We start from the raw sequence: 20,217 nt of genomic DNA, 5'->3' as shown, positions 1-20,217 counted from the left end.
ATGGCAGTTCCGGGCCCTGCCCCGCCACCGCGGCCGCCGCCCCTCGCACCCGCCGCCCGCGACCGGCACAATGCGCGCCATGCACGAGCCCGTCCTCGATCTGCAAAAGCCGGTGGGGGACCAGGTCCGCCAGACCACCTGCTACATGTGCGCCTGCCGCTGCGGGATCAACGTGCACCTGCGCGACAACAAGGTGCGCTACATCGAAGGCAACCCGGCGCACCCGGTGAACCGCGGCGTGCTGTGCGCGAAGGGTTCGGCCGGCATCATGCAGCACTACTCGCCGGCGCGGCTGGACAAGCCCCTGCTGCGGGTCGGCGAACGCGGCGAAAACAAGTTCCGCGAAATCGGGTGGGACGAGGCCCTGGAGCTGGCCGCCGGCTGGCTGCGCGAGACCCGCGCGAAGGACCCCGACCGCCTGGCTTTCTTCACCGGCCGCGACCAGAGCCAGGCCCTGACCGGCTGGTGGGCGCAGCAGTACGGCACGATCAACTACGCGGCGCACGGCGGCTTTTGTTCGGTGAACATGGCCGCCGGCGGCCTGTACACGCTGGGCGGCAGCTTCTGGGAATTCGGCGAGCCCGACTGGGAGCACAGCAAGTACCTGATGCTCTGGGGCGTGGCCGAAGACCACGATTCGAACCCGATCAAGCTGGGCCTGGGCCACATGAAGGGCCGCGGCGCCAAGGTCGTGGCGGTGAACCCGGTGCGCAGCGGCTACGGCGCGATCGCCGACGAGTGGGTGGGCATCCGGCCTGGCACCGACGGGCTGCTGGCCTTCGCGCTGATCCACGAACTGCTGAAGGCCGACAAGATCGACCTCGACTACCTGGTGCGCTACACGAATGCGCACTGGCTGGTGGTGCGCGACCCGGGCGGGGCCGAGGATGGCTTGTTTGCGCGGGATGAGCAGGGGCGCGGGCTGTGCTGGGACCGCCGGGCTGGTGTAGGAGCGCCTTCAGGCGCGAATCCCTTCTTGGCCGAAGGCCAAGGTAAAAGATTCGCGCCTGAAGGCGCTCCTACAGGGGCCGTCGCGGCGGCCGAAGCGACGGGAATTCAGCCCGCGGTGATCGGCGAGTTCACCCTGCCCGACGGCCGCAAGGCCGTGCCGGTCTTCCAGCTGGTCGCCGAACGCTACCTCGACCCGAAATACGCGCCCGACGCGGTGGCCGAACGCTGCGGCGTGCCGGCGGCCACGATCCGCCGGCTGGCCGCGGAGCTGGCCGCGGCCGCCTTCGACGACCCCGTGGTCATCGAACAGCCCTGGACCGACGTGCACGGCGTGCGCCACGAGCGCATGGTCGGCCGCGGCGTCTCCTTCCACGCGATGCGCGGCATCAGCGCGCATTCGAACGGCTTCCACACCTGCCGGGCACTGCACCTGCTGCAGCTGCTGCTGGGCGCGGTGGATACGCCGGGCAGTTTCCGCTACCAGCCGCCCTTCCCGCGGCCGATCCCGCCGGCGAACCGGCCCGGCAAGGCCCGCCAGGCCAACGGCACGCTCGATGCGGCGCCGCTGGGCTTCGTGCACGGCCCCGAAGACCTGCTGGTGGACGCCGACGGCCAGCCGCGGCGCATCGACCACGCCTATTCCTGGCGCTACCCGCTGGCCGTGCACGGCATGCTGCACACGGTGATCCGCAACGCCTGGGCGGCCGACCCGGCGCCGGTGGACGTGCTGTTCCTGTTCATGGCCAACATGAGCTGGAACTCGGCCATGAACACCGCCGAGACCATGCACTGGCTGACCGACAAGGACGAAGCCGGCGAGTACCGCATCCCGAAGATCATCTACTCCGACGCCTACGCCAGCGAGATGGTCGCCTACGCCGACCTGGTGCTGCCGGACACGACCTACCTCGAACGCTTCGACGCGATCTCGCTGCTCGACCGGCCGATTTCCGACGCCGACCGCGCCGCCGATGCCATCCGCCATCCGGTGCTCGATCCGAAGACGCAGCGCGAGGGCCGCGACGTGCGCGGTTTCCAGGACGTGCTCCTGGACCTGGGCGCCCGCATCGGCCTGCCTGCCCTGGTGAAGGACGACGGCAAGCCGCGCTACGCGGGTTACGCCGACTACATCGTCAACCACGAACGCGCGCCGGGCGTCGGCCTGCTGGCCGGCTGGCGCGGCGACGGCACGCAGCACGGCAAGGGCGCGCCCAACCCGGAGCAGCTCGACCGCTACCGGGAAAACGGCGGCTTCTGGAGCGCCGAGGTTCCCGCGGCCGGCCGCTATTTCAAGATGGCCAACCGCGACTACCTGGAGTGGTCGCAGCGCATGGGCTTCATCGCCAAGGCCGAGCCGGTGGTGCTGCAGCTGTATTCGGAAACCCTGCAGAAATTCCGCCTCGCCGCACAGGGCCACGGGCCGGTGCAGCCGCCCGCGGCCGAACGCGAACGCGTGGCCACCTATTTCGACCCGCTGCCGACCTGGTACGAACCCTTCGAAGGCAGCCAGCTCGACCTCAGGCGTTACCCGCTGAGCGCCGTCACCCAGCGGCCGCCCTTCATGTACCACGCCTGGGGTTCGCAGAACGCCTGGCTGCGCCAGATCACCGCGCGCAATTTCCTGTACCTGCATCCGGACACCGCGGCGCGGCATGGCCTGGCCAACGACGACTGGGTGCACATGGATTCCCACCACGGCCGCATCACCGTGCAGTGCCGCCTGGCCGGCAACGTGCAGCCCGACACCGTCTGGACCTGGAACGCGATCGGCAAACGCCGCGGCGCCTGGAAGCTGGCCGCGGACGCGCCGGAGGCGACCAAGGGCTTCCTGCTCAACCACCTGATCTCCGACAAGCTGCCCGACGGCGGTTACGCCAACGCCGACCCGGTGACCGGCCAGGCCGCCTGGTTCGACCTGCGCGTGGCGATCCACAGGGCCGACCCGGCCGATGAAAGCCATCCCCAGTTCGCCGCGCTGGGCGGGAACGGCGACAATGCCCCCTTGCGCTACGGCGCCGATTTCAGGAAAGCCTGACGATGGAAATGGATGCCATCCTGACGCTGCTGGTGCTGGTGGGCGCCGTCACGCTGTTCGTCACCGAAAAACTGCCGGTGGACGTGGTCGCGATGCTGGTGCTGGCCAGCCTGCTGGTGCTGGGCCTGGTGACGCCGGTGGAGGCGCTGTCGGGTTTCTCCAGCGAGGCGACGATCACGGTGGCGGCGATGTTCGTGCTCAGTGCGGGCCTGGCGCATACGGGTGCGCTGGCTTCGCTGGGGCGACTGTTCGGACGGGTGAAGAACGGATTCCTGTTCATGCTGCTGCTGATGCTCATCGTCGGGCCGATCTCGGCCTTCGTGAACAACACGGCGGCCGTGGCGGTGCTGCTGCCGCTGGTGCTGGCGGCCTCGGCGGCCAACCAGCAGTCGCCCTCGCAGATCCTGATCCCGATGTCCTATGCCGCGCAGATGGGCGGCGTCTGCACGCTGATCGGCACCTCGACCAACCTGCTGGTCAACTCGCTGGCCAAGGACCTGGGACATCCGGGCTTCGGCCTGTTCGACTTCGCACCGGTGGGCCTGATCACGATGGCCGTGGGTTTCGTCTACCTGCTGCTGATGCGCCGCTGGCTGCTGCCCAGGCACGCGCCGGCGGCGATCACCGAGACCTACGAACTGGGCAAGTACATCACCGAGCTGCGGGTGATGCCGGACTCGCCGCTGATCGGCAAGTCGGTGGCCGAAGCGCAGCTGGGCGAGAAACATTCGGTGTACGTGCTCGAGCTGATGCGCGGCGAGCACAAGCACTGGTCCCCGCGCGCCGAGGAGCTGCGCGAGGGCGACGTGCTCCTGGTGCGCGGCAACCTCGAGAAGATCAAGACGCTCAAGGAAGGCAGCAAGCTCGACTTCGAGCCCGAGTTCAAGCTCCAGGACAGCCAGTTCAGCGGCGACGAGGACGAGCAGTCGCAGGTGCTGGTGGAGGCGATGGTGGCGCCCGGCTCCCGCCTGGTCGGGCACACCCTGCTCGAACTGGACTTCCAGTGGACCTACAACGCAACCGTGCTGGCCGTGCACCGCCGCGGCGAAGTGCTGCGCGAGAAGATCCGGGACGTGAACCTCAACGTCGGCGACGTGCTGCTTTTGCTTTCGCCGAAATCCGAACTCGAAGTTCTGCGCGCCAACCACAACCTGATCGTGCTCAACGAGCGCGAGGAAGCCGCGCCGCCCAAGCGCAAGGCGTGGCTGGCGATGGGCATCATGGTCGCCGCCATCACGGTGGCCGCGGTGGGCTGGCTGCCGATCGTCGCCTCGGCGATCCTGGGCGGCATCGCGCTCGTCGCCACGCGCTGCATCGGCAACGACCAGGCCTACCAGGCCATCGACTGGCGCGTGATCGTGCTGCTGGCCGGCGTGCTGCCGCTGGGCATCGCGATGCAGAAGTCCGGCCTGGCCCAGGGTATCGCCGACTTCTCGGTGAACTGGGTCGGCGGCTTCGGCCCGCTGGCGGTGCTGGCCGTGGTGTACCTGACCACCGCGCTGCTGACCGAGCTGATGAGCAACAACGCCGCGGCGGTGCTGATCACGCCGATCGCCTTCACCACGGCCGTGTCCATGGACGTGAGCCCGACGCCCTTCCTGGTGGCGGTGCTGTTCGCCGCGTCCACCAGCTTCGCCACGCCGGTGGGTTACCAGACCAATACGATGGTCTACAACGCCGGCAACTACCGCTTCGTGGACTTCATGAAGATGGGCATTCCGCTGAACCTGATCTTCTGGGGCCTGGCCGTGTACCTGATCCCGAAGTTCTTCCCGTTCTGAGATGACCTCGCTGCCGCCGCCGTCGAAGAAGAAGCTGGGCCTGGTGATCGACCTCGACACCTGCGTGGGCTGCCACGCCTGCGCGGTGTCGTGCAAGGAATGGAACGCCGGCGGCATCGCCGGCCCGCTGACCGACGAGCGGCCCTACGGCAAGGATCCGAGCGGCGTCTGGTTCAACCGCGTACACAGCTACGACGTGGCCGCCACCGACGCCCAGCCGGCAAGCACCCTGCACTTCCCGCGCAGCTGCCTGCACTGCGAAACGCCGGCCTGCGTCACCGTCTGCCCCACCGGCGCCAGCTACAAGCGCGCCGAAGACGGCATCGTGCTGGTGGACGAGGACAAGTGCATCGGCTGCAAGCTGTGCAGCTGGGCCTGCCCCTACGGCGCGCGTGAGTACAGCGCGGTCGAGGGCGTCATGAAGAAATGCACGCTGTGCGTGGATCGCATCTACAACGAAAGCATTCCCGAGGTTTCGCGCGAACCCGCCTGCGTGCAGGCCTGCCCGACGCGTGCGCGGCATTTCGGCGACCTGGGTGACCCGGACTCGAAGGTTTCGAAACTCGTGGCCGAACGTGGCGGTGTGCCGCTGATGCCCGAACTGGGCTACGCGCCGGTGAACCGCTACCTGCCGCCGCGGCCGCGTCGTGCCGGTCCGCCCGGCGAAGCCGCCGCCGCGCCGGAAGCGCCGCGGGAAACCGTGGACCCGACGCAACTCAACCCGCTGCTGCGCTGGCTCGACCGCGCCCTGAGCCGCTGACATGCATCCCGCCTTCTCCGTGCTCTTTTTCTCCACCCTGTCGGGCGCCGGCTACGGCCTGCTGGCCTGGACGATGCTGCTGCTGGCCTTCGAGCGCCCGGGCGCACTGATGGGCAAGACGCCGGTGCTGTTCCTGGGGCTGCTGGCCGTGGCGATGTTGCTGTTCACCATCGGCCTGCTCAGCTCGCTGGGCCACCTGGGGCAACCGCAGCGCGCGTGGCGGGCGTTTTCGCAGTGGCGTACCTCGTGGCTGTCGCGCGAGGGCGTGATGGCCGTGCTGGTTTACCTGCCGGTGCTGGCGCTGGCCTGGTGGCTGTCGGCGCCGCTGCGCGGCGTGGAGACGGGCGCCGGCCTGCCCGACGAGGTGCGCTGGGTGATCTGGGCGGCGCTGCTGGCCGCGCTGGGTACGGTGGTGTGCACGGCGATGATCTACGCCTCGCTCAAGCCGATTCCCGCCTGGCGGCACCCGCTGGTGCTGCCGGTGTACCTGGTCTTCGCCCTGCTCTGCGGGCTGCTGCTGCTGATGCTCGGCCAGCGCCTGGCCGGCGGCGTGGCCATCGCGCCGCTGCTGGTGGTTGCGGGCGGGCTGGCGGTGTTGCTGGCGCTGATGAAGGGCCTGTACTGGCGAGGCATCGATCGCAAGCCGATGCCCGTTTCGAAAGCCTCCGCGCTGGGACTGCCGGAAGGGCGCGAGGTGGGCGTATTCGAACGCCCGCACACCGAGGCCAATTACCTGACCACCGAGATGGGCTTCGTGCTGGCGCGCAAGCACTCGCGCAAGCTGCGGCTGATCGCGGTGCTGCTGTTCGGGCTGCTGCCGGCGTTGTGCTGCTGGCTGGCGTGGATGTTCCCGGCGGCCGCCTCGCCGGTGCTGGCGGTAGCGGTGCTGGCGTCGCTGCTCGGCGCGCTGGTGGAACGCTGGCTGTTCTTCGCCGAGGCGAAGCACGTGGTGATGCTCTACTACTAGCCGACGCAACTGTAGGAGCGCCTTCAGGCGCGAATCTTTTGACCTCGCTTTGCCTGCGGCAAAGAAGAGATTCGCGCCTGAAGGCGCTCCTACATGTTCTCAGGGCAGCAGCGCGTCGGCGCCGCGGGCGACCAGCATGTCGGCCACCTGCTCGCCCAGCTTGTCCGGCTCGCTGGCGGGGCCGCTGGCGTAACCACGCACCGTCTTGCCGGTTTTCGCATCGCCCACCAGGCCTTCGAGCGACAGCTTGTCGCCCTTGAGCGTGGCGAAGGCGGCGATCGGCACGCGGCAGCTGCCGCCCAGCAGGCGGGTCATGGCGCGTTCGGCGTCCGTGCAGGCGGCGGTGTCGGCGTGGTGCAGCGGCGCGAAAAGCGCGGCGGTGGCCGCGTCGCCGGCGCGCACTTCCACCGCCACCGCGCCCTGGGCCGCGGCGGGGATGAAGCGCGGGGCCTGCAGGCGCTCGCGGATGCGCGCGCCCATGCCCAGGCGTTCCAGGCCGGCGCAGGCCAGCACGATGGCGTCGAAATCGCCGGCGTCGAGCTTGGCCAGGCGCGTGTTGACGTTGCCGCGCAGGTCGCCGATGACCAGGTCCGGCCGGTGCGCGCGCAGCAGCGCCTGCCGGCGCAGCGAGGAGGTACCGACGCGGGCGCCGAAGGGAAGCTCCTCGAAGCCGGCGAAGTTGTTGGACACGAAGGCATCGAAAGGATCGGCGCGTTCGAGCACCGCGGCCAGCGCGAAGCCCGGCTCGAGTTCCATCGGCACGTCCTTGAGCGAATGCACGGCGGCGTCGGCGCGATCTTCCAGCATCGCCACCTCGAGCTCCTTCAGGAACAGGCCCTTGCCGCCGATTTCGGCCAGCGGCTGGTCCAGCACCTGGTCGCCGCGCGTGGTCATCGGCACCAGTTCGACCTGCAGGCCGGGATGGGCCTGGCGCAGGAGCGCGGCCACGTGTTCGGTCTGCCACAGCGCCAGCGCGCTTTCGCGCGTGGCCAGGCGGATCTTTTCCATTCGTCCTTCCCCTAGAGGTGTTTCAGTCGTTCGCGCAGCGTCGGCAGGCAGCGGCGGCTGACCTCGAGCGCGGCGTCGTCGTTGCGCAGGATCGCGCGCACCTGGCCGTCGGTGCCGCGTCGCAGTTCGGCGAATTCGTCGGCGGCGACCAGGCAGTTGCGGTGGATGCGGATGAAACGGTCGCCGAATTCGGTCTCGAGCGACTTCAGCGATTCTTCGATCAGGTCTTCGCCGCGGGCGTGGTGCACGACGACGTATTTTTCCTCGGCCTGCAGGTAGCGGATTTCAACGACCGGGATAAGCCGCAGGCTGCCGCGCAGGCGGGCGCTGAGATGGCTGCGCTGGCGCGCCCGGGCGCCGCCGGGTTCGGGCAGTTGCTGGGCACTGCGGTGGCGGCGGGCGCGTTCCAGCGCTTCGGCCAGGCGCTCGCGGCGTACCGGCTTGACCAGGTAGTCGACGGCGGCGGCTTCGAAGGCCGCCAGCGCGTGCTGGTCGTAGGCGGTGCAGAACACCACGGCCGGCGCGGGCCGCAGGCCGGCCAGGTGGTGTGCGGCCTCCAGGCCGTCCATCACCGGCATTGAAATGTCCAGCAGCACGATGTCCACGCCCAGGGCTTCGGCCTGTTCGACGGCCTCGCGGCCGTTGGCGGCCTCGCCGGCCACGACGTGCCCGCCCAGCTCGCCCACCAGCGCCTTGAGGCGCTCGCGGGCCAGCGGTTCGTCGTCGACGATAAGCAGCTTCATCCCCGAAGTATGCCCCAGAGACGCCGGCGACTCAGCCCGGGCGTGTCACGAGCAGCCTTGCCGGCGCGGATCGCTGGCTGTCGGCGTCGAGCAATACGGCTTCGTAGTCTCCCGGGGCCAGGAAAAGCTGGCAGGACCCACCGGCCGCTTCGATGACGCAGCGGTCGCCGGGCACTGCCTCGGGGTCTTCGCCGACGCGACGGGCCTCGAGCAGGCAAGGAGCGCTTTCGCAGGTAAGCGGTACTTGCGGGGCGGGCACGCGCCAGCCACCCAGGCTTAGCCATGCTGCGTCGGCGGAGCGTGGAGCCGGCGCCGGGATGAAGGCCACGCGGTCGTAGCCCTCGCTGGAATAGGCGCCTTGGTCCGTTTCGGCAAAATAGGGCTGCCCGGCCAGGGCGCCATCCCGCCCGGGATCCAGGTAACCGGCTTCCCCCAGGGTTCCCGGAAGCTCCTCCAGCCGCGACACACGATTGGTGATCGCAAGTGGCTCCACGTCGAGCATGGCCGCCAGGCGCCGTCCCATCATGCCGCCCTCCATGCTTCCGCCCGCCGCCTTGGAGGTGTGGCCGCCCCCGCCGATGACGACGATTCGGGCATCGGGATCGTCCTTGAGAACGCAGGCGATGTTGCGTGCCTGCTCCTGTTCGCGCTGCGGGCTTCGCGGGTCCGGAAAAGAATGTTCGTAGGCGACCAGCGTGTATCCCTCGGCGAGCGCCATTCGCACCAGCTCGCCGTAGACCGGATCGTTGAGGTAGAAGCCAGTGTCCTTGAGCGCATAGCCACGTTGTTGCAGCGCCTCGTCCTTCATCACCGAGCTGCGACAAGGGTCGTCAGTAACGGGTTCGTGGAAGAGGGCCTCCAGCGCCAGATGCGTATACCCGAGCTTGCGCAGTTCACGCACGAACATGAAGTTGGCGGCGCGCTGGTTCGAATGCCCGTGGGATTCGTTCAACATCACGACCTGGCGGCCTTCCACCAGGCTGGCCAGGGCCGGCAACGCGGGATACAGGCGTGTGATGCCTATCCTCATGGCGTCGGCCTTGGGCATGCCGCCGAAATAGTTGGCATGAGCGTAGTCGTAGTCGCCCACCAGGCTGGCGCGCTGGGCCTGCATCTGGCCGAACATCCCCACGGTGTGGGGGGCGGCACCGCGGTTCGGGTGCGGCCCGCTGTCGTCCGCCAGGGCACGCCAACCCGCCGCGTATTCGGTCCACGGCGACTCGGGCCGGTCGCGTTTGAAGTCGATGACGGCGATCCACGGATTGCGGACCTCGAATGCCGTGACCAGCGCCGCCCAGTCCTCACGTTCGCGCAGCGCTGCCAGTGCCGGCTCGTTGCGCAGTGCGTGGTAACCCTGGAAACCGGCGTCGATGGCGTTTCGAAGCGACTTCATGGCGGCGTCGGGCTCGCCCGCATCTGCTTGCGCGACTACCTGCTTGTACAGGGCCAACGGCGTGCTGGTCGCTTCATCCCCGGGATTGGTGGCGACGTCTTCCGCCGCGAAGGCGAACTGCGCCGCGGGCAGCAGGAGGATCAGTACGAATCCATGGAATGCGTGGCGCATGCCGGCTCCTTGGTTTTTGTCTCAGCCGGCCTTGAACCGCCGGTCCATCCACTCACCGAGGTCGCGGATTTCCTCGGCGCAGACGCTGTGCTGCATCGGGTAGCTGTGCCAGTCCACGTCCACGCCCAGGGTCTTGAGCAGGTCGCGGCTGCGGGCGCCGAAGCCTTCGGGCACCACCGGGTCGTGCGAGCCGTGGGCCATGAAGACCGGCGTGGCCAGGGCCTGGGGCGTGGCTTCGGCTTTCGTGGTCGAGCCCATGGGCAGGTAGGTGGACAGGCCGACGAGGCCGGCGACCGCGCGTTCGCGGCGAACGCCGGCGGCCAGGGCGATCGCGCCGCCCTGGGAGAAGCCGGCGAGCAACAGGCGCTCGGGCGGCACGCCGCGGGCGTCTTCGCGCTCGATCAGCGCTTCGACCTGGGCGATGGATTCGCGCACGCCGGTTTCGTCGGCGCGCTGGTCGAGGTCGAGGTTCTTCAGGTCGTACCAGGCGCGCATCGGCACGCCATTGTTAAGCGTGACCGGCCGCACCGGCGCATGCGGGAAGACAAAGCGCAGCGCCGGCCAGCCGGGCCGCAGCAGCTCGGGCACGATGGGTGCGAAGTCGTTGCCGTCGGCGCCCAGGCCGTGCAGCCAGAGGATGGACCAGGCCGGGTTCGGGCCGGTTTGCTGTTCAACGGTTTCAAGCAAGGGCATCAGCGCGGAAATCCCGAGGCGGAAAGCCGCATTATGCCCGGCGCGTGCGCGGCACCGACCGCGCGCAAACGCTACTTGACCAGGATGAGCTTGTCGTTGCGCGTGTGGCGCAGGCGATAGACCTGGTCGCCGTGGCGGATAAGCACTTCCCGGCTGCCGCGCATCAGTTCACGGCTGTCGTGGTCGGCCTGGGAATTGGCGGATTGCGGCGAGTTCGGGGAAACAGGGGGATGCGAGACGTGCATGGCCGGCTCTGGGTGGATTTGGCCTTGATGATAATGATTCGCATTTGCGTGTCAAGCATCCCCCATCCGATCAGGCCGCCAGGGCCTTGAGCGACTTCTCGATGTCCTCGACCGGCGAATTGGTCAGGGTCTTGGCGACCTCGGCCAGCAGGCGCTGCTGGACCTCCTTGTGCAGCTGCGGCCGGATGCGGCCCAGGGTGATCGGGTCGGCGACCAGCACCAGCTGCTCGTAGCGGTGGTTCAGGGCGCCTTCGTTGAGCCCCTTGGCCAGCAGCTTGGCGAAGGTGGCTTCTTCGATCTGCTTGTCGGAGGCCTCGCCGGGCATCGCCCCGCCGGGGCCCTGGTCACCCGTATCCATCAGCTCGATCAGGTCGAACTGGTGCAGGGAGATGGACGTGGGGGTGCCCTGGTTGCGGAACAGGCGGGCGCCTTCGCCATCGGCGACGACGATCAGGGCGTTCTCGGGGATCTTGGTCATGGGCGTCTCCCTTTCGGTCATGGCCCCTGACTGTCTCGCACGCGCCATAAACCTGGGGTGAGTGGCCCGTTATGGCGTTCAGGGGCGGTCGGCAAGTCCTGTATCTTGCACGGACTTGTCCCCGGGAGCTTCGCCATGTGGATCCGGCTGTCCGTACTTCTGGCGATCGCGCCGGCGCTGCAGGCCAACGAGCCCCGGGAGCTGCGCTACGACTGGCTGACCCAGGGCGAGCGCAGCGGTTCGCTGGTGACCCGGGTGGCCGCCGATGGCCAGCGAAGCAGCCATTTCGAGTTCTCGGACCGGGGCCGCGGGCCTGAAATCGACGAAACCATGCGGCTCAACGCCGCCGGCCTGCCCGTGGACCTGAAGGTGCAGGGCAAGAGCTACATGGGCGCGCCGGTGGCGGAGTCGTTCAGCCGGGACGCCGAAACCGCACGCTGGACCTCCACCCTCGACAGCGGCGAACGCCCGGTCGAAGGCCCCGTGTTCTACGCGGCGGTGGACGGTACGCCGGACCAGACAGCCGTGCTGGCCCGGGCGCTGCTAAACGCCAAGGACCAGCGACTGGCCCTGCTGCCCGGCGGCGAAGCCCGGATCGATGCCTTGCAGACCCATACCTTCAAGGTCGGCGGCCAGACCGTGCAGGCGACCTTGCATGCGATCTCCGGCCTGGGGTTCACGCCGACGTTCGTCTGGCTGGACGAGGACGACGAACTGTTCGCACTGAGCTACGGCTGGATGGGACTGGCGCCCGAGGGCGGTTCGGCCGTGCTCGAGCAGGTCGGCCCCCTGCAGGAGGAAGCCGAGGCGGCCTGGCTGCGCCAGCGTGCGGTCGAACTGACCCAGGCGATGCAAGGCCGCTGGTGCCTGCGCGATGCCCGGTGGCTGGACGTGGACGCCGGCGAACTCAATCCGGCGTCGGACATCCTGATCGACGAGGGCGTGATCTCGGCCGTCGGCGCGGCCGGCACGGCCGGGTGTGCCGGCCTGCCCGGCATCGATGCCGGCGGCCGGGTAGTGCTGCCCGGCCTGTGGGACATGCACGTGCACGCGGGGGCATCCGACGGGCTGCTGCACATCGCCAACGGCGTCACCGGTGCCCGCGACCTGGGCAACGATCACGACGAGGTCCTGCGTCTGACGGCGGCCTTCGACAGCGGCAAGCTGATCGGGCCCCGGCTGCAGCGCGCCGGCTTCATCGACAAGAAGAGTCCCTATACCGCGCCGACCGGCATGCCGGTGGATACGCTGGAACAGGCGCTGGCGCAGATCGACGACTACGCCGAGAAAGGGTACCCGCAGGTCAAGATCTATTCGTCCATCCCGCCGGAATGGGTGGCGCCGATGGCCGAACGCCTGCACGGCCATGGCATGCGCCTGTCGGGGCACATCCCGGCATTCATGACCGCCGAACAGGCGGTGCGCCAGGGCTTCGACGAAATCCAGCACATCAACATGCTGTTCCTCAATTTCGTCGCCGATGCCGAAACCGATACGCGCACGCCGGCGCGCTTCATGAAGGTGGCCGAAGAAGCGGGCACGCTGGATCTCGACAGCGCCGAAGTGGGCGCCTTCATTTCGCTGCTCAAGGAACACGACGTCGTGGTGGACCCAACGGTGGCGATCTTCGACCAGATGTTCCGACATCGCTCGGGCGAGCTCGCGCCGATCCTGCGCGACGTCGTCGACCACATGCCGCCCGCCGTGCAGCGTGGCGCCCGCGCGGGTGAGATCGATATCAACGACGACAACGCCGCCACCTACGCGGCCTCGGCCGACGCCCTGCTGGGGCTGGTGCAGCGGCTGCACGCGGCGGGGGTCAGGCTGGTGCCGGGCACCGATGGCCTCGTCGGTTTCACCTTGCACCGGGAGCTGGAGCTCTACGCCCAGGCCGGCATCCCGAATGCCGAAGTCATCCGCCTGGCCACGTCGTCCGCCGCGGACATTGCCGACATGGGCACCCCGGTCGGTCGCATCGCCCCGGGCCAGGCCGCCGACCTGCTGGTGGTCGACGGCGACCCGCTTCAGGACATTTCGGCCCTGCGCCGCGGCGTGCTGGTGGTGCGCGGTGACCGCGTGCATCGACCGGATGCGATCTTCCGCAGCCTCGGGATCAAGCCGTTCGCGGCGTCGATACCGCGGGACTGAAGCCAGGCCGGCTACCTGCAGGCGCGGCTGACCTTCGCTTCCGCTGCGCGCATCGCTGAAACCGAGCGTCCGATGCGGGCGAGCTGCTTTTTCTGCTCGTCCCTGGCCTCCTGGCAGTCGTCGTAGCGCTGGGCCGCCCGGATTTCTTCGTCCTGTTTCTTCTGCTCGGGCGTGCGGGACCGGTTCAGCGGCGAACGTCTCTCCCGCTTGGCCACCCGTGCGTCCTGCTCGGCGGTCCCCAAGCCCGGGTAGTGGCCATCCGGTGCCGGCGTAATCGTGGCCTCCTGCGTCGGCGGCGGGGCGGGCTCCCTGGCGTATTCGCGCACGGCCTGTTCCTGCGACGCCTCCGCGCAGGGCACTTGCTGATAGGTCGCGGCGCCCTTGCCGTCGCTGCACTTGTAGACCTGCTGGGCCAGGGCCGGCGGCGCAAACAGCACCGCGAGCACCAGAAGCGCCGAAGCCGATGGGGCGCAATCGCCGCGATGCGGTTTGTTCATTGGTGGATCTCCTGTGCCCGGCTTGTGCGATCAGCCTAAGGCGCGGTTCGGCCTGGCCCGCCCCGCTGGGCGTCGCGGGCCTGGTCGATGCGTTGTTTCAGCGGCGGCGGCAATCCGGACGCGGACTCGAGTGTTTCAAGCACCTCGTCCGCGTCCGCCAGGCGACCGGTCGAGACCAGCAGTTCAGCACGGGTGATCTTGAGCGACAGCGTCAGCAGGCTGTCGGGCCCGGCGTGGGCCAGCGCCATGGGTTCGGCCTCTTGAATCAGCGCCAGCGCCGCTCCCGTTTCATTTCGCTGCTGCATGACGCGGGCGTAGTTGCCGATAAGCGCGGCCGTGGCAGCTGACGGGCCATAGGCCTGGCGCCTGATCTGCAGCGCCTGCTCGAAACTCGCGCCCGCCTGGTCCAGGTCGCCGCTTCGGAAGTACGCCGCGGCGAGGTTGTTGAGCGTGTTCAGCGCATCGTTGCCGTTGTCGAGCCCAAGCGCCCGCCACAACTTCATCGCCCGCTGCGATGCCTCGATGCCTTCCTCGATGCGCCCGGCCTGGATATAGGCTGCGCCGAGATTGCTGAAAAGCGCGGCGGTTTCGAAGTGCACTTCGCCCGAACGCTGCAGGCGAAGGGGAACCGTGGCTTCCAGGGTCTGGATACCCAGTTCGACGTCGCCGCGCTGGCGCTCGAGCTGCGACTGCAGCATGCGGCTGGTCAACAGCCGGTCCGCGTGCCGCGACGCGTCCGCCTGCCAGAAGCTTTGCGCCGCGTGCAGCAGTTCCACGGCCTCGTCGGCCTGCCCCATCCGGAACAGGGCTTCGGCCAGCGCGGAACGCACGTCGGCGGCGGCCGCCGGGTCGGCGATGGCCTCCTCGCGTTCAAGCCAGTTGCGCAGCAGCGGCTCGGCGCCCGCGTAGTCGTTGAGGTACAGGTGCAGTTCGCCCAGCGCATGCAGCACCTGGCCCGCGGTAGCCGGGTCGTCGCTGAAATCACGGTCGATGCGCTCGGCGGCCTGCGCGAATATCTGTTCGGCGGTCAGCGCCATGCCGTCGCCCGATTGCTGGCCGGCATCGCGGAACATGTGCGCCAGCGCATCGCGAACCGACTTGGCGCGCCTGGCTTCGGTCTGGGCGATGTCGCGTTCGCGTTCGGCCTGGCGCTGGGCCTGCATCACCCCGACACTGCCGGCCAGCGCGCTCGCCACCAGCACGAAGGAAACGGCGGCGGCGAGCCAGTAGCGACGAAGACCACGCCGCAGCCGGTACGAGAACGCATCGCCGCGGGCGCGGACCGGACGCAGCTGGCGGTGGCGCTCCAGTTCTTCGCGCATAGCCTCCACCGAGGCGTAACGTTGGCCGGGTTCGGGCCGCAGCGCCTTGCCGACGATGGCGTCCAGGTCACCTCGCAGGCGGCGGGCAAGGCCTGGCGTGCGCGCCTGCGTGCTGGGCGCCGGCGGCGGCCCGGACATGGCGCGCTGCATGATGGCCATGGCCCCCTGCCCCACCAGGTCGCCCCAGGGCGATCGCCCTGCCAGCAGTTCGTGCAGCAGCAGGCCCAGGCTGTAGACGTCCGTGAGGGTGGACTGTGGCTGGCCGGCCAGCTGTTCGGGCGCGGCGTACTGTGGCGTCAGGCGGATGGTCCGCGTATGCGCTTCACCCGATTCGCCTTCCTCGATATCCACCAGGCGGGCGATGCCGAAATCAAGCAGGGCGACGCGGCCATCGGCGCGCACCAGGATGTTCTGGGGCTTGAGGTCGCAGTGCACGACCAGGTGGCGATGCGCATACGCCACGGCATCGCAGATCTGTTCGAACAGCTCCAGCCGTTGCGCGATCGACAGGCCCGCTGTTTCGCAGTGCTCGACCAGGGTGCGGCCATCGATGTATTCCATGACCATGAAGGGCTGGCCATCGGAAGTGCTGCCGGCGTCGATCAGCCGGGCGATGCCCGGGTGCTCGAGCCGGGCCAGCAGGGCCTGTTCGCGTTCGAAGCGCGTGGCCGTGCCGTCGCCCCAGTGGCGCAGCAGCTTCACGGCTACCTGCTGTTGGTAGCGACCGTCGGCGCGTTCGGCCAGCCACACTTCGCCGGCGCCCCCGCGTCCTAGCAGGCGGACAAGGCGCCAGGGGCCGGCCAGGGTGCCGGCGAGGCCGGATGGTTCCGGCGAAGAAGCACCCGATGGTTCGAGAAAGCCCGCCGATGCGTCGATGGCGGCCAGGAAGCGGCTGGCCTGCTCCAGCAGTTCCGCGTCTTTGCCACAGGCCTCGCGAAGCCAGGCCTGGCGTTCATCGGCGGGGCGTTCAAGGGCCTGGTCGACGAGGTTTTCGATCCGGGCGAAACGGGCGGCGTCCATGGATGAGGCTTACTCCTGGGGCAAGGGGCCGCGGCCAGCGGCGCCTTCGCCGAGTTCCGTGAAGAGCCAGGCGCGTGCCTTGGCCCAGTCGCGCCGCACCGTGCGCGCGGTCAAGCCAAGGGCCTGGGCGGTTTCGTCGTCGCTGAAGCCCGCGAAGTAGCGGCATTCGACCACCTGCGCCAGTCGGGGGCTCAGGGTCGCCAGCTTTTCGACCGCGTCGTTGACGAACAGGATCTGGTCGTCGGTTTCGTCGGGCGCGTCCAACGCGTCGTTCAGCGGCAGCAGCGGGTGTCCGGGGTCGCGTTTTTCGGCCCGGCGGGCCACCACGTCGTTCACCAGCACCTGGCGCATCGCCAGCGCCGCCGTGCCCAGGAAGTGCTGGTGGTTCTGCCAGCCGGCGTTTTTCTGCAGCTTCAGCCAGGCCTCGCTGACCAGCGCCGTGGTGCACAGGGTCGCGCCCGCGCCAAGCCGGAAACGCTCCCGGTGGGCCAGCTTGCGCAGCTCCCCGTAGAGCAGGTCGACCAGCGCCTGCAGGGCGATCGGGTCGCGGGCCGGAAGTGCGCCTGCCGGCGAGGCGCTGATGTCCACGGTCATGCGGCGGAGTTTCGCACAGATGTCCGCGCCCGGCGCCTGATCTTGTTTCTACCGGGGAGCCACCCGCTGCCGCCATCTGGAGAAGCCTGCATGACCCCCCCGAAAGTCCCCGCCCGCCGCCACCAACCGGCCCTTCCCCTGCGCCGCGCACGCCAGGCGGCCTTGCCGGTTGCGCTCGCCATGAGCGCCCTCGCCACCGGCGCCCCGGCTGCCGGCGCGGCCGACGATGCGTCGGCCGACGTCCTGGTCTTCGACGCCTCGGGCTCGATGTGGGGCCAGCTCAAGGGCGGCGAGAACAAGATCGTCGTCGCCCGCGAAGTGATGGCGGATTTCTTCAAACGACGCGACGTCGATACGCCCCTGGCCGTGATCGCCTACGGCCACCGCCGCCGCGGCGACTGCAAGGACATCGAGGTCATCGCCGCCTCGGGCAAGCACGACGCCGGGCGCCTCTCGAGCCAACTCGCCGCAATCAACCCACGCGGCATGACGCCCATCGCCGACAGCCTGCGACAGGCGGCGGCGCAGATACCGCGCACTGCGGAACGTTCGAACATCATCCTGGTCACCGACGGCCTGGAAACCTGCGATGCCGACCCCTGCGCGGTCGCCGCCGAGCTGGCAGCGTCCGGCCACCAGATCCGCGCCCATGTCGTGGGTTTCGGCCTGACGGAGAAGGAAGCCTCGGCACTCTCGTGCGTCACCGAACAGACCGGCGGCCTGTTGCTGCGCCCGCAGTCGGGCGCCGAGCTGGCCGCGGCGCTGGATCAGATTGCCGAGGACGAGCCGGCGCCGGAACCGGTGGTCGAAGAGGCCTTCTTCGACATTGGCGACAAGGCCGAAACCGGGCATACCTATCGGATCAGCTACCAGGGCACCGCCGCGAACACCGACTACGCCGGCTTCACGCCACGTGGCGAGGACAGTCCGACGGTGGGTCCTTCGTTCAACACCATCGGCGGCGGCGCGACGGCAAACAATCCCTTTTCGGTGCGGGCACCGCTGGAGCCGGGTGACTACGACCTGATCCTGTTCTCGAGCACCGGCCGCAAGATCATTGCCCGCCAGCCGATCGAGGTGGTCCCCGCCGCCAACGGTTTCGACCCGGTCGGTTCGGTGCCGCCGGGCAAGCGCTTCGTGTTCACCTGGCGCGGGCCCAACCAGGTGGGGCAACGCGTCGTGATAGCTCGTGCCGGCGACGATCCCGGCACCTACGACAAGAGCGCCTGGGGCTACCCGCTTAGCGGGAAGGGGAAGATGGGACTCAAGGCTCCGGACGAGCCCGGCATGTACCAACTGCGCTATCTCTCCGCCAACGGCAAGTCGGTGATGTTCCATCGCGACTTCGGCGTCGGCGTTCCCTACGAAGACAAGGACCTCACCACCAGCGCGGCACTCGCCGAGCAGGCGGCCATCGCCACCCGTGCCGCGCCGGGCCAGGACGCGTTGCCGCGGGTCCGGGCGACGTTCCGGATTCCCGCTGGCTTCCCCAAAACACCGGTGTGGTGGTCGGCCGTGCCTTTGGACGCCGATGCCACGCCTGATGCCTGGGCCTTGCCCGAGGCGCAAGTCGTCGGCCAAGGCTCGTTCGAACCAGGCCGCTACGAGGTGACCGCCGTGGGGCCGGGCGAAGTCGAGTTCCGCAAGACCGTGGAGATCGCCCCCGGCCAGTCCAACGAGTTCGTGCTCGACCTGGTGCCGGAACCGGACGGCGATTCGGAACCGACACCGGTTCGCAAGCCCGCCGCCAGGCCGGCGCCGGCTGGTGGTGGCGCAGCCTCGCCCCAGGCCGCGATGAAGGCGCTGGGCGGCAAGCCCGTGAAATCGAAGGCGCTCAGCCGCGAACAGATGGACACCCTGCTTTCCACCCGGGACGAGAAATGACCATGCGCACCTATGGCCTGTTGACCCTGCTTTTCGCTGCCTGCTTCGCGGCGCCCGCCCACGCCGAATTCGCCATCGCACAGTGTTCGATAGCGGGCGGCTGCAGCTGCCGGATGGCGGACCTCACCGTGGCGGACTTCGAGCTGTTGACCAACACCACCGCGCCCGACGGGGCACGCGACATGACCCTGGTGCACGTGCCGGGAAGCGACCCGTATTGGACGTCCGCCGACCGCACCCAGATCAACAACACCTACGGCGGCACCGGCCAGTGCGATCTGGAGCTGTTCAACTCCCATGGGCCCGAAGACGGCAACTGGAAGATCACCGCCGGCCAGCCCGACCTGTCCGCCTGCCCGATGCTCAAGGGAAAGATGCCGGCGGGCGGAATGATGCAAAGCGCCACGCGCCGCATCGAATGGGAGGGCACGTTCCATCCTTCCCGCCTGTCCGATGCGGGCCCGCCCGTCGATTGGCGCAAGGTGGGCCGCAACAGCTGGCGGGGCACCCTGTTCAACGACCAGCGCGGGACCTCCGGCGCCAAGGTCGTGCACGGCATGACGCTGGAGAACCCCCGGCTGATCCGTGGCTGGTCGCTCTTCGAGTTCAAGATCGAGGTGCCCGCGGAGGAAGCGGCGATCCTGAGTTCGATGGGCATGCCGATGCAGTGCCGCAGCTATACGCCCTTCGTCGCCAGGCGGACTTCCTGATCCACCCGAACCTCGGCTCCCGCGCCAGCGGCTAGCCATTTTGTCCCTCACACCAGGAGTAGCCTCCATGCACCGCAATACCCAACGCACCCTGCTCGCCGCCCTTCTGCTGCCTGCCCTCGCCGCCTGCGAGAACAAGGACGGTTCCGCGATCGTCGCGGACGGCGGCACCGACCGGATCATCGCGCCGCACGTCGCCAGCGCCGTGGCGGACAAGGTCATGGACGGACCCGGCATCGTCCTGGACGTCGCAGGCCAGCGCCTCCACGCCGGCACCGGCGTGCAAACCGGCTTTCGCAATTCCGGTGACGGCTTCCTGATGATCAGCCTGGAAGCCAGCCGGATCGAAGGCCAGGAAGCCTTCAAGACCGCGGTCGTGGTCCACCGGATGCTGGCCGAGCAGGGCACCCAGGACCTGGGCGATGAAGCCAGCGGACAACCCTATGTCGAAGTGACCGGCGTCCCGGGCCACGACGGCACGCTGCGGTCGATCGACGGCGAACTGGACGTGATTGCGCTGGAGCTGTCCGAGAGCAAGCTCCCCACGTCGGGCCAGGCTGACTTCACTGGCCACTTCGTGCCGGTCAATGCCGACGGGGCCACGCAGCCGTCGGCCACGCCGGTTGAACTGTCGGGCGAGCTTCGCTTCAAGAGCGCCTGGTAAGACACTCGCTGCCGTAGCGGCCGCCGCATGGCGTGCCGCCTACGGCTGCGCGGCGAATCAAGGAATCATGGGCCCACCAGGACTCGAACCTGGAACCAAGGGATTCGCGTGGTTCCGGAGTTTCCCCCGGCGCGGACTATCTCTTCACCCTTC

17 protein-coding genes are annotated in these 20,217 nt (G+C 68.9%); 8 read left to right on the top strand and 9 right to left on the bottom strand.

Annotated elements, in window-relative coordinates; all coding sequences use genetic code 11:
• Nucleotides 1-79 precede the first annotated feature (79 nt).
• From ACE3TE_RS03335 to ACE3TE_RS03320, 4 genes are read left to right on the top strand one after another with little or no spacing between them, the layout of a single operon-like run.
• Nucleotides 80-2,986 (top strand): molybdopterin oxidoreductase family protein, encoded by a 2,907-nt coding sequence (locus ACE3TE_RS03335; protein WP_374602157.1) that lies wholly within the window; start codon nucleotides 80-82, stop codon nucleotides 2,984-2,986.
• 8 nt (nucleotides 2,987-2,994) lie between these two features.
• Complete coding sequence (locus ACE3TE_RS03330) at nucleotides 2,995-4,767, top strand: SLC13 family permease (RefSeq protein WP_374602155.1); 1,773 nt, start codon at nucleotides 2,995-2,997, stop codon at nucleotides 4,765-4,767.
• Nucleotide 4,768: 1 nt separating this feature from the next.
• Nucleotides 4,769-5,527, top strand: a complete 759-nt coding sequence (locus ACE3TE_RS03325; RefSeq protein ID WP_374602154.1) for a 4Fe-4S dicluster domain-containing protein — start codon at nucleotides 4,769-4,771, stop codon at nucleotides 5,525-5,527.
• A gap of 1 nt (nucleotide 5,528) precedes the next feature.
• The gene (locus ACE3TE_RS03320; protein WP_374602152.1) at nucleotides 5,529-6,494 is read left to right on the top strand and encodes a dimethyl sulfoxide reductase anchor subunit family protein; all 966 of its coding nucleotides are present in this window, start codon (nucleotides 5,529-5,531) and stop codon (nucleotides 6,492-6,494) included.
• Between the two features lie 99 nt (nucleotides 6,495-6,593).
• Here ACE3TE_RS03320 and hemC read toward each other — a convergent pair whose 3' ends face one another.
• The 6 genes from hemC to ACE3TE_RS03290 form a co-directional block, all read right to left on the bottom strand.
• A complete protein-coding gene (hemC, locus tag ACE3TE_RS03315) occupies nucleotides 6,594-7,502 on the bottom strand; it encodes a hydroxymethylbilane synthase (protein WP_374602150.1) in 909 nt (302 codons plus the stop codon).
• 11 nt (nucleotides 7,503-7,513) lie between these two features.
• Nucleotides 7,514-8,245 carry a LytR/AlgR family response regulator transcription factor gene (locus ACE3TE_RS03310; protein WP_374602148.1) on the bottom strand — a complete coding sequence of 244 codons (732 nt, stop codon included), beginning with the start codon at nucleotides 8,243-8,245 and terminating at the stop codon, nucleotides 7,514-7,516.
• Nucleotides 8,246-8,276: 31 nt separating this feature from the next.
• Nucleotides 8,277-9,809 carry a hypothetical protein gene (locus ACE3TE_RS03305; RefSeq protein ID WP_374602146.1) on the bottom strand — a complete coding sequence of 511 codons (1,533 nt, stop codon included), beginning with the start codon at nucleotides 9,807-9,809 and terminating at the stop codon, nucleotides 8,277-8,279.
• A 21-nt stretch (nucleotides 9,810-9,830) separates the two neighbouring features.
• Nucleotides 9,831-10,502: an alpha/beta hydrolase gene (locus ACE3TE_RS03300; protein ID WP_374602144.1), complete on the bottom strand. Its 672-nt coding sequence runs from the start codon at nucleotides 10,500-10,502 to the stop codon at nucleotides 9,831-9,833.
• Between the two features lie 71 nt (nucleotides 10,503-10,573).
• Nucleotides 10,574-10,747: a hemin uptake protein HemP gene (locus ACE3TE_RS03295; protein ID WP_374602142.1), complete on the bottom strand. Its 174-nt coding sequence runs from the start codon at nucleotides 10,745-10,747 to the stop codon at nucleotides 10,574-10,576.
• A gap of 70 nt (nucleotides 10,748-10,817) precedes the next feature.
• Complete coding sequence (locus ACE3TE_RS03290; protein WP_374602140.1) at nucleotides 10,818-11,225, bottom strand: host attachment family protein; 408 nt, start codon at nucleotides 11,223-11,225, stop codon at nucleotides 10,818-10,820.
• A gap of 135 nt (nucleotides 11,226-11,360) precedes the next feature.
• Here ACE3TE_RS03290 and ACE3TE_RS03285 point away from each other — a divergent pair, with 135 nt between their 5' ends.
• Complete coding sequence (locus tag ACE3TE_RS03285) at nucleotides 11,361-13,373, top strand: amidohydrolase family protein (RefSeq protein ID WP_374602138.1); 2,013 nt, start codon at nucleotides 11,361-11,363, stop codon at nucleotides 13,371-13,373.
• Between the two features lie 11 nt (nucleotides 13,374-13,384).
• Here ACE3TE_RS03285 and ACE3TE_RS03280 read toward each other — a convergent pair whose 3' ends face one another.
• Genes ACE3TE_RS03280 through ACE3TE_RS03270 form a run of 3 tightly spaced genes read right to left on the bottom strand, consistent with a single transcriptional unit; the run spans nucleotide 13,385 to nucleotide 16,806 of the window.
• Nucleotides 13,385-13,870, bottom strand: coding sequence for a DUF4124 domain-containing protein (locus tag ACE3TE_RS03280; RefSeq protein WP_374602136.1), 486 nt, complete (start codon nucleotides 13,868-13,870; stop codon nucleotides 13,385-13,387).
• Between the two features lie 35 nt (nucleotides 13,871-13,905).
• Nucleotides 13,906-16,212 carry a protein kinase gene (locus ACE3TE_RS03275; protein WP_374602134.1) on the bottom strand — a complete coding sequence of 769 codons (2,307 nt, stop codon included), beginning with the start codon at nucleotides 16,210-16,212 and terminating at the stop codon, nucleotides 13,906-13,908.
• Nucleotides 16,213-16,221: 9 nt separating this feature from the next.
• The gene (locus tag ACE3TE_RS03270; RefSeq protein ID WP_374602132.1) at nucleotides 16,222-16,806 is read right to left on the bottom strand and encodes an ECF-type sigma factor; all 585 of its coding nucleotides are present in this window, start codon (nucleotides 16,804-16,806) and stop codon (nucleotides 16,222-16,224) included.
• Nucleotides 16,807-16,986: 180 nt separating this feature from the next.
• On the opposite strand from ACE3TE_RS03270, the gene ACE3TE_RS03265 reads away from it, so the two are divergent.
• The 3 genes from ACE3TE_RS03265 to ACE3TE_RS03255 all read left to right on the top strand — a co-directional run bounded on the left by ACE3TE_RS03265 (nucleotide 16,987) and on the right by ACE3TE_RS03255 (nucleotide 20,064).
• Nucleotides 16,987-18,690, top strand: coding sequence for a VWA domain-containing protein (locus ACE3TE_RS03265; RefSeq protein WP_374602130.1), 1,704 nt, complete (start codon nucleotides 16,987-16,989; stop codon nucleotides 18,688-18,690).
• The gene (locus ACE3TE_RS03260; protein WP_374602129.1) at nucleotides 18,687-19,400 is read left to right on the top strand and encodes a hypothetical protein; all 714 of its coding nucleotides are present in this window, start codon (nucleotides 18,687-18,689) and stop codon (nucleotides 19,398-19,400) included. The genes ACE3TE_RS03265 and ACE3TE_RS03260 overlap by 4 nt, the downstream gene beginning before the upstream one ends.
• A gap of 67 nt (nucleotides 19,401-19,467) precedes the next feature.
• Nucleotides 19,468-20,064 (top strand): hypothetical protein, encoded by a 597-nt coding sequence (locus tag ACE3TE_RS03255; protein WP_374602127.1) that lies wholly within the window; start codon nucleotides 19,468-19,470, stop codon nucleotides 20,062-20,064.
• Nucleotides 20,065-20,217 lie beyond the last annotated feature (153 nt).

Origin of the sequence: Arenimonas sp. (genome assembly GCF_041919775.1) — a bacterium.
GTDB lineage: Bacteria > Pseudomonadota > Gammaproteobacteria > Xanthomonadales > Xanthomonadaceae > Arenimonas.
This window is presented reverse-complemented; position numbering and strand designations above follow the sequence as displayed.

What these genes read in the sequence shown, in the direction of transcription:
- ACE3TE_RS03300 (WP_374602144.1), bottom strand. Translation starts at nt 10,502, where the DNA reads ATGCCCTTGCTTGAAACCGTTGAACAGCAAACCGGCCCGAACCCGGCC.
- ACE3TE_RS03295 (WP_374602142.1), bottom strand. Translation starts at nt 10,747, where the DNA reads ATGCACGTCTCGCATCCCCCTGTTTCCCCGAACTCGCCGCAATCCGCC.
- ACE3TE_RS03280 (WP_374602136.1), bottom strand. Translation starts at nt 13,870, where the DNA reads ATGAACAAACCGCATCGCGGCGATTGCGCCCCATCGGCTTCGGCGCTT.
- ACE3TE_RS03275 (WP_374602134.1), bottom strand. Translation starts at nt 16,212, where the DNA reads ATGGACGCCGCCCGTTTCGCCCGGATCGAAAACCTCGTCGACCAGGCC.
- hemC (WP_374602150.1), bottom strand. Translation starts at nt 7,502, where the DNA reads ATGGAAAAGATCCGCCTGGCCACGCGCGAAAGCGCGCTGGCGCTGTGG.
- ACE3TE_RS03330 (WP_374602155.1), top strand. Translation starts at nt 2,995, where the DNA reads ATGGATGCCATCCTGACGCTGCTGGTGCTGGTGGGCGCCGTCACGCTG.
- ACE3TE_RS03265 (WP_374602130.1), top strand. Translation starts at nt 16,987, where the DNA reads ATGAGCGCCCTCGCCACCGGCGCCCCGGCTGCCGGCGCGGCCGACGAT.
- ACE3TE_RS03270 (WP_374602132.1), bottom strand. Translation starts at nt 16,806, where the DNA reads ATGACCGTGGACATCAGCGCCTCGCCGGCAGGCGCACTTCCGGCCCGC.
- ACE3TE_RS03305 (WP_374602146.1), bottom strand. Translation starts at nt 9,809, where the DNA reads ATGCGCCACGCATTCCATGGATTCGTACTGATCCTCCTGCTGCCCGCG.
- ACE3TE_RS03290 (WP_374602140.1), bottom strand. Translation starts at nt 11,225, where the DNA reads ATGACCAAGATCCCCGAGAACGCCCTGATCGTCGTCGCCGATGGCGAA.
- ACE3TE_RS03260 (WP_374602129.1), top strand. Translation starts at nt 18,687, where the DNA reads ATGACCATGCGCACCTATGGCCTGTTGACCCTGCTTTTCGCTGCCTGC.
- ACE3TE_RS03255 (WP_374602127.1), top strand. Translation starts at nt 19,468, where the DNA reads ATGCACCGCAATACCCAACGCACCCTGCTCGCCGCCCTTCTGCTGCCT.
- ACE3TE_RS03310 (WP_374602148.1), bottom strand. Translation starts at nt 8,245, where the DNA reads ATGAAGCTGCTTATCGTCGACGACGAACCGCTGGCCCGCGAGCGCCTC.
- ACE3TE_RS03325 (WP_374602154.1), top strand. Translation starts at nt 4,769, where the DNA reads ATGACCTCGCTGCCGCCGCCGTCGAAGAAGAAGCTGGGCCTGGTGATC.
- ACE3TE_RS03285 (WP_374602138.1), top strand. Translation starts at nt 11,361, where the DNA reads ATGTGGATCCGGCTGTCCGTACTTCTGGCGATCGCGCCGGCGCTGCAG.
- ACE3TE_RS03320 (WP_374602152.1), top strand. Translation starts at nt 5,529, where the DNA reads ATGCATCCCGCCTTCTCCGTGCTCTTTTTCTCCACCCTGTCGGGCGCC.
- ACE3TE_RS03335 (WP_374602157.1), top strand. Translation starts at nt 80, where the DNA reads ATGCACGAGCCCGTCCTCGATCTGCAAAAGCCGGTGGGGGACCAGGTC.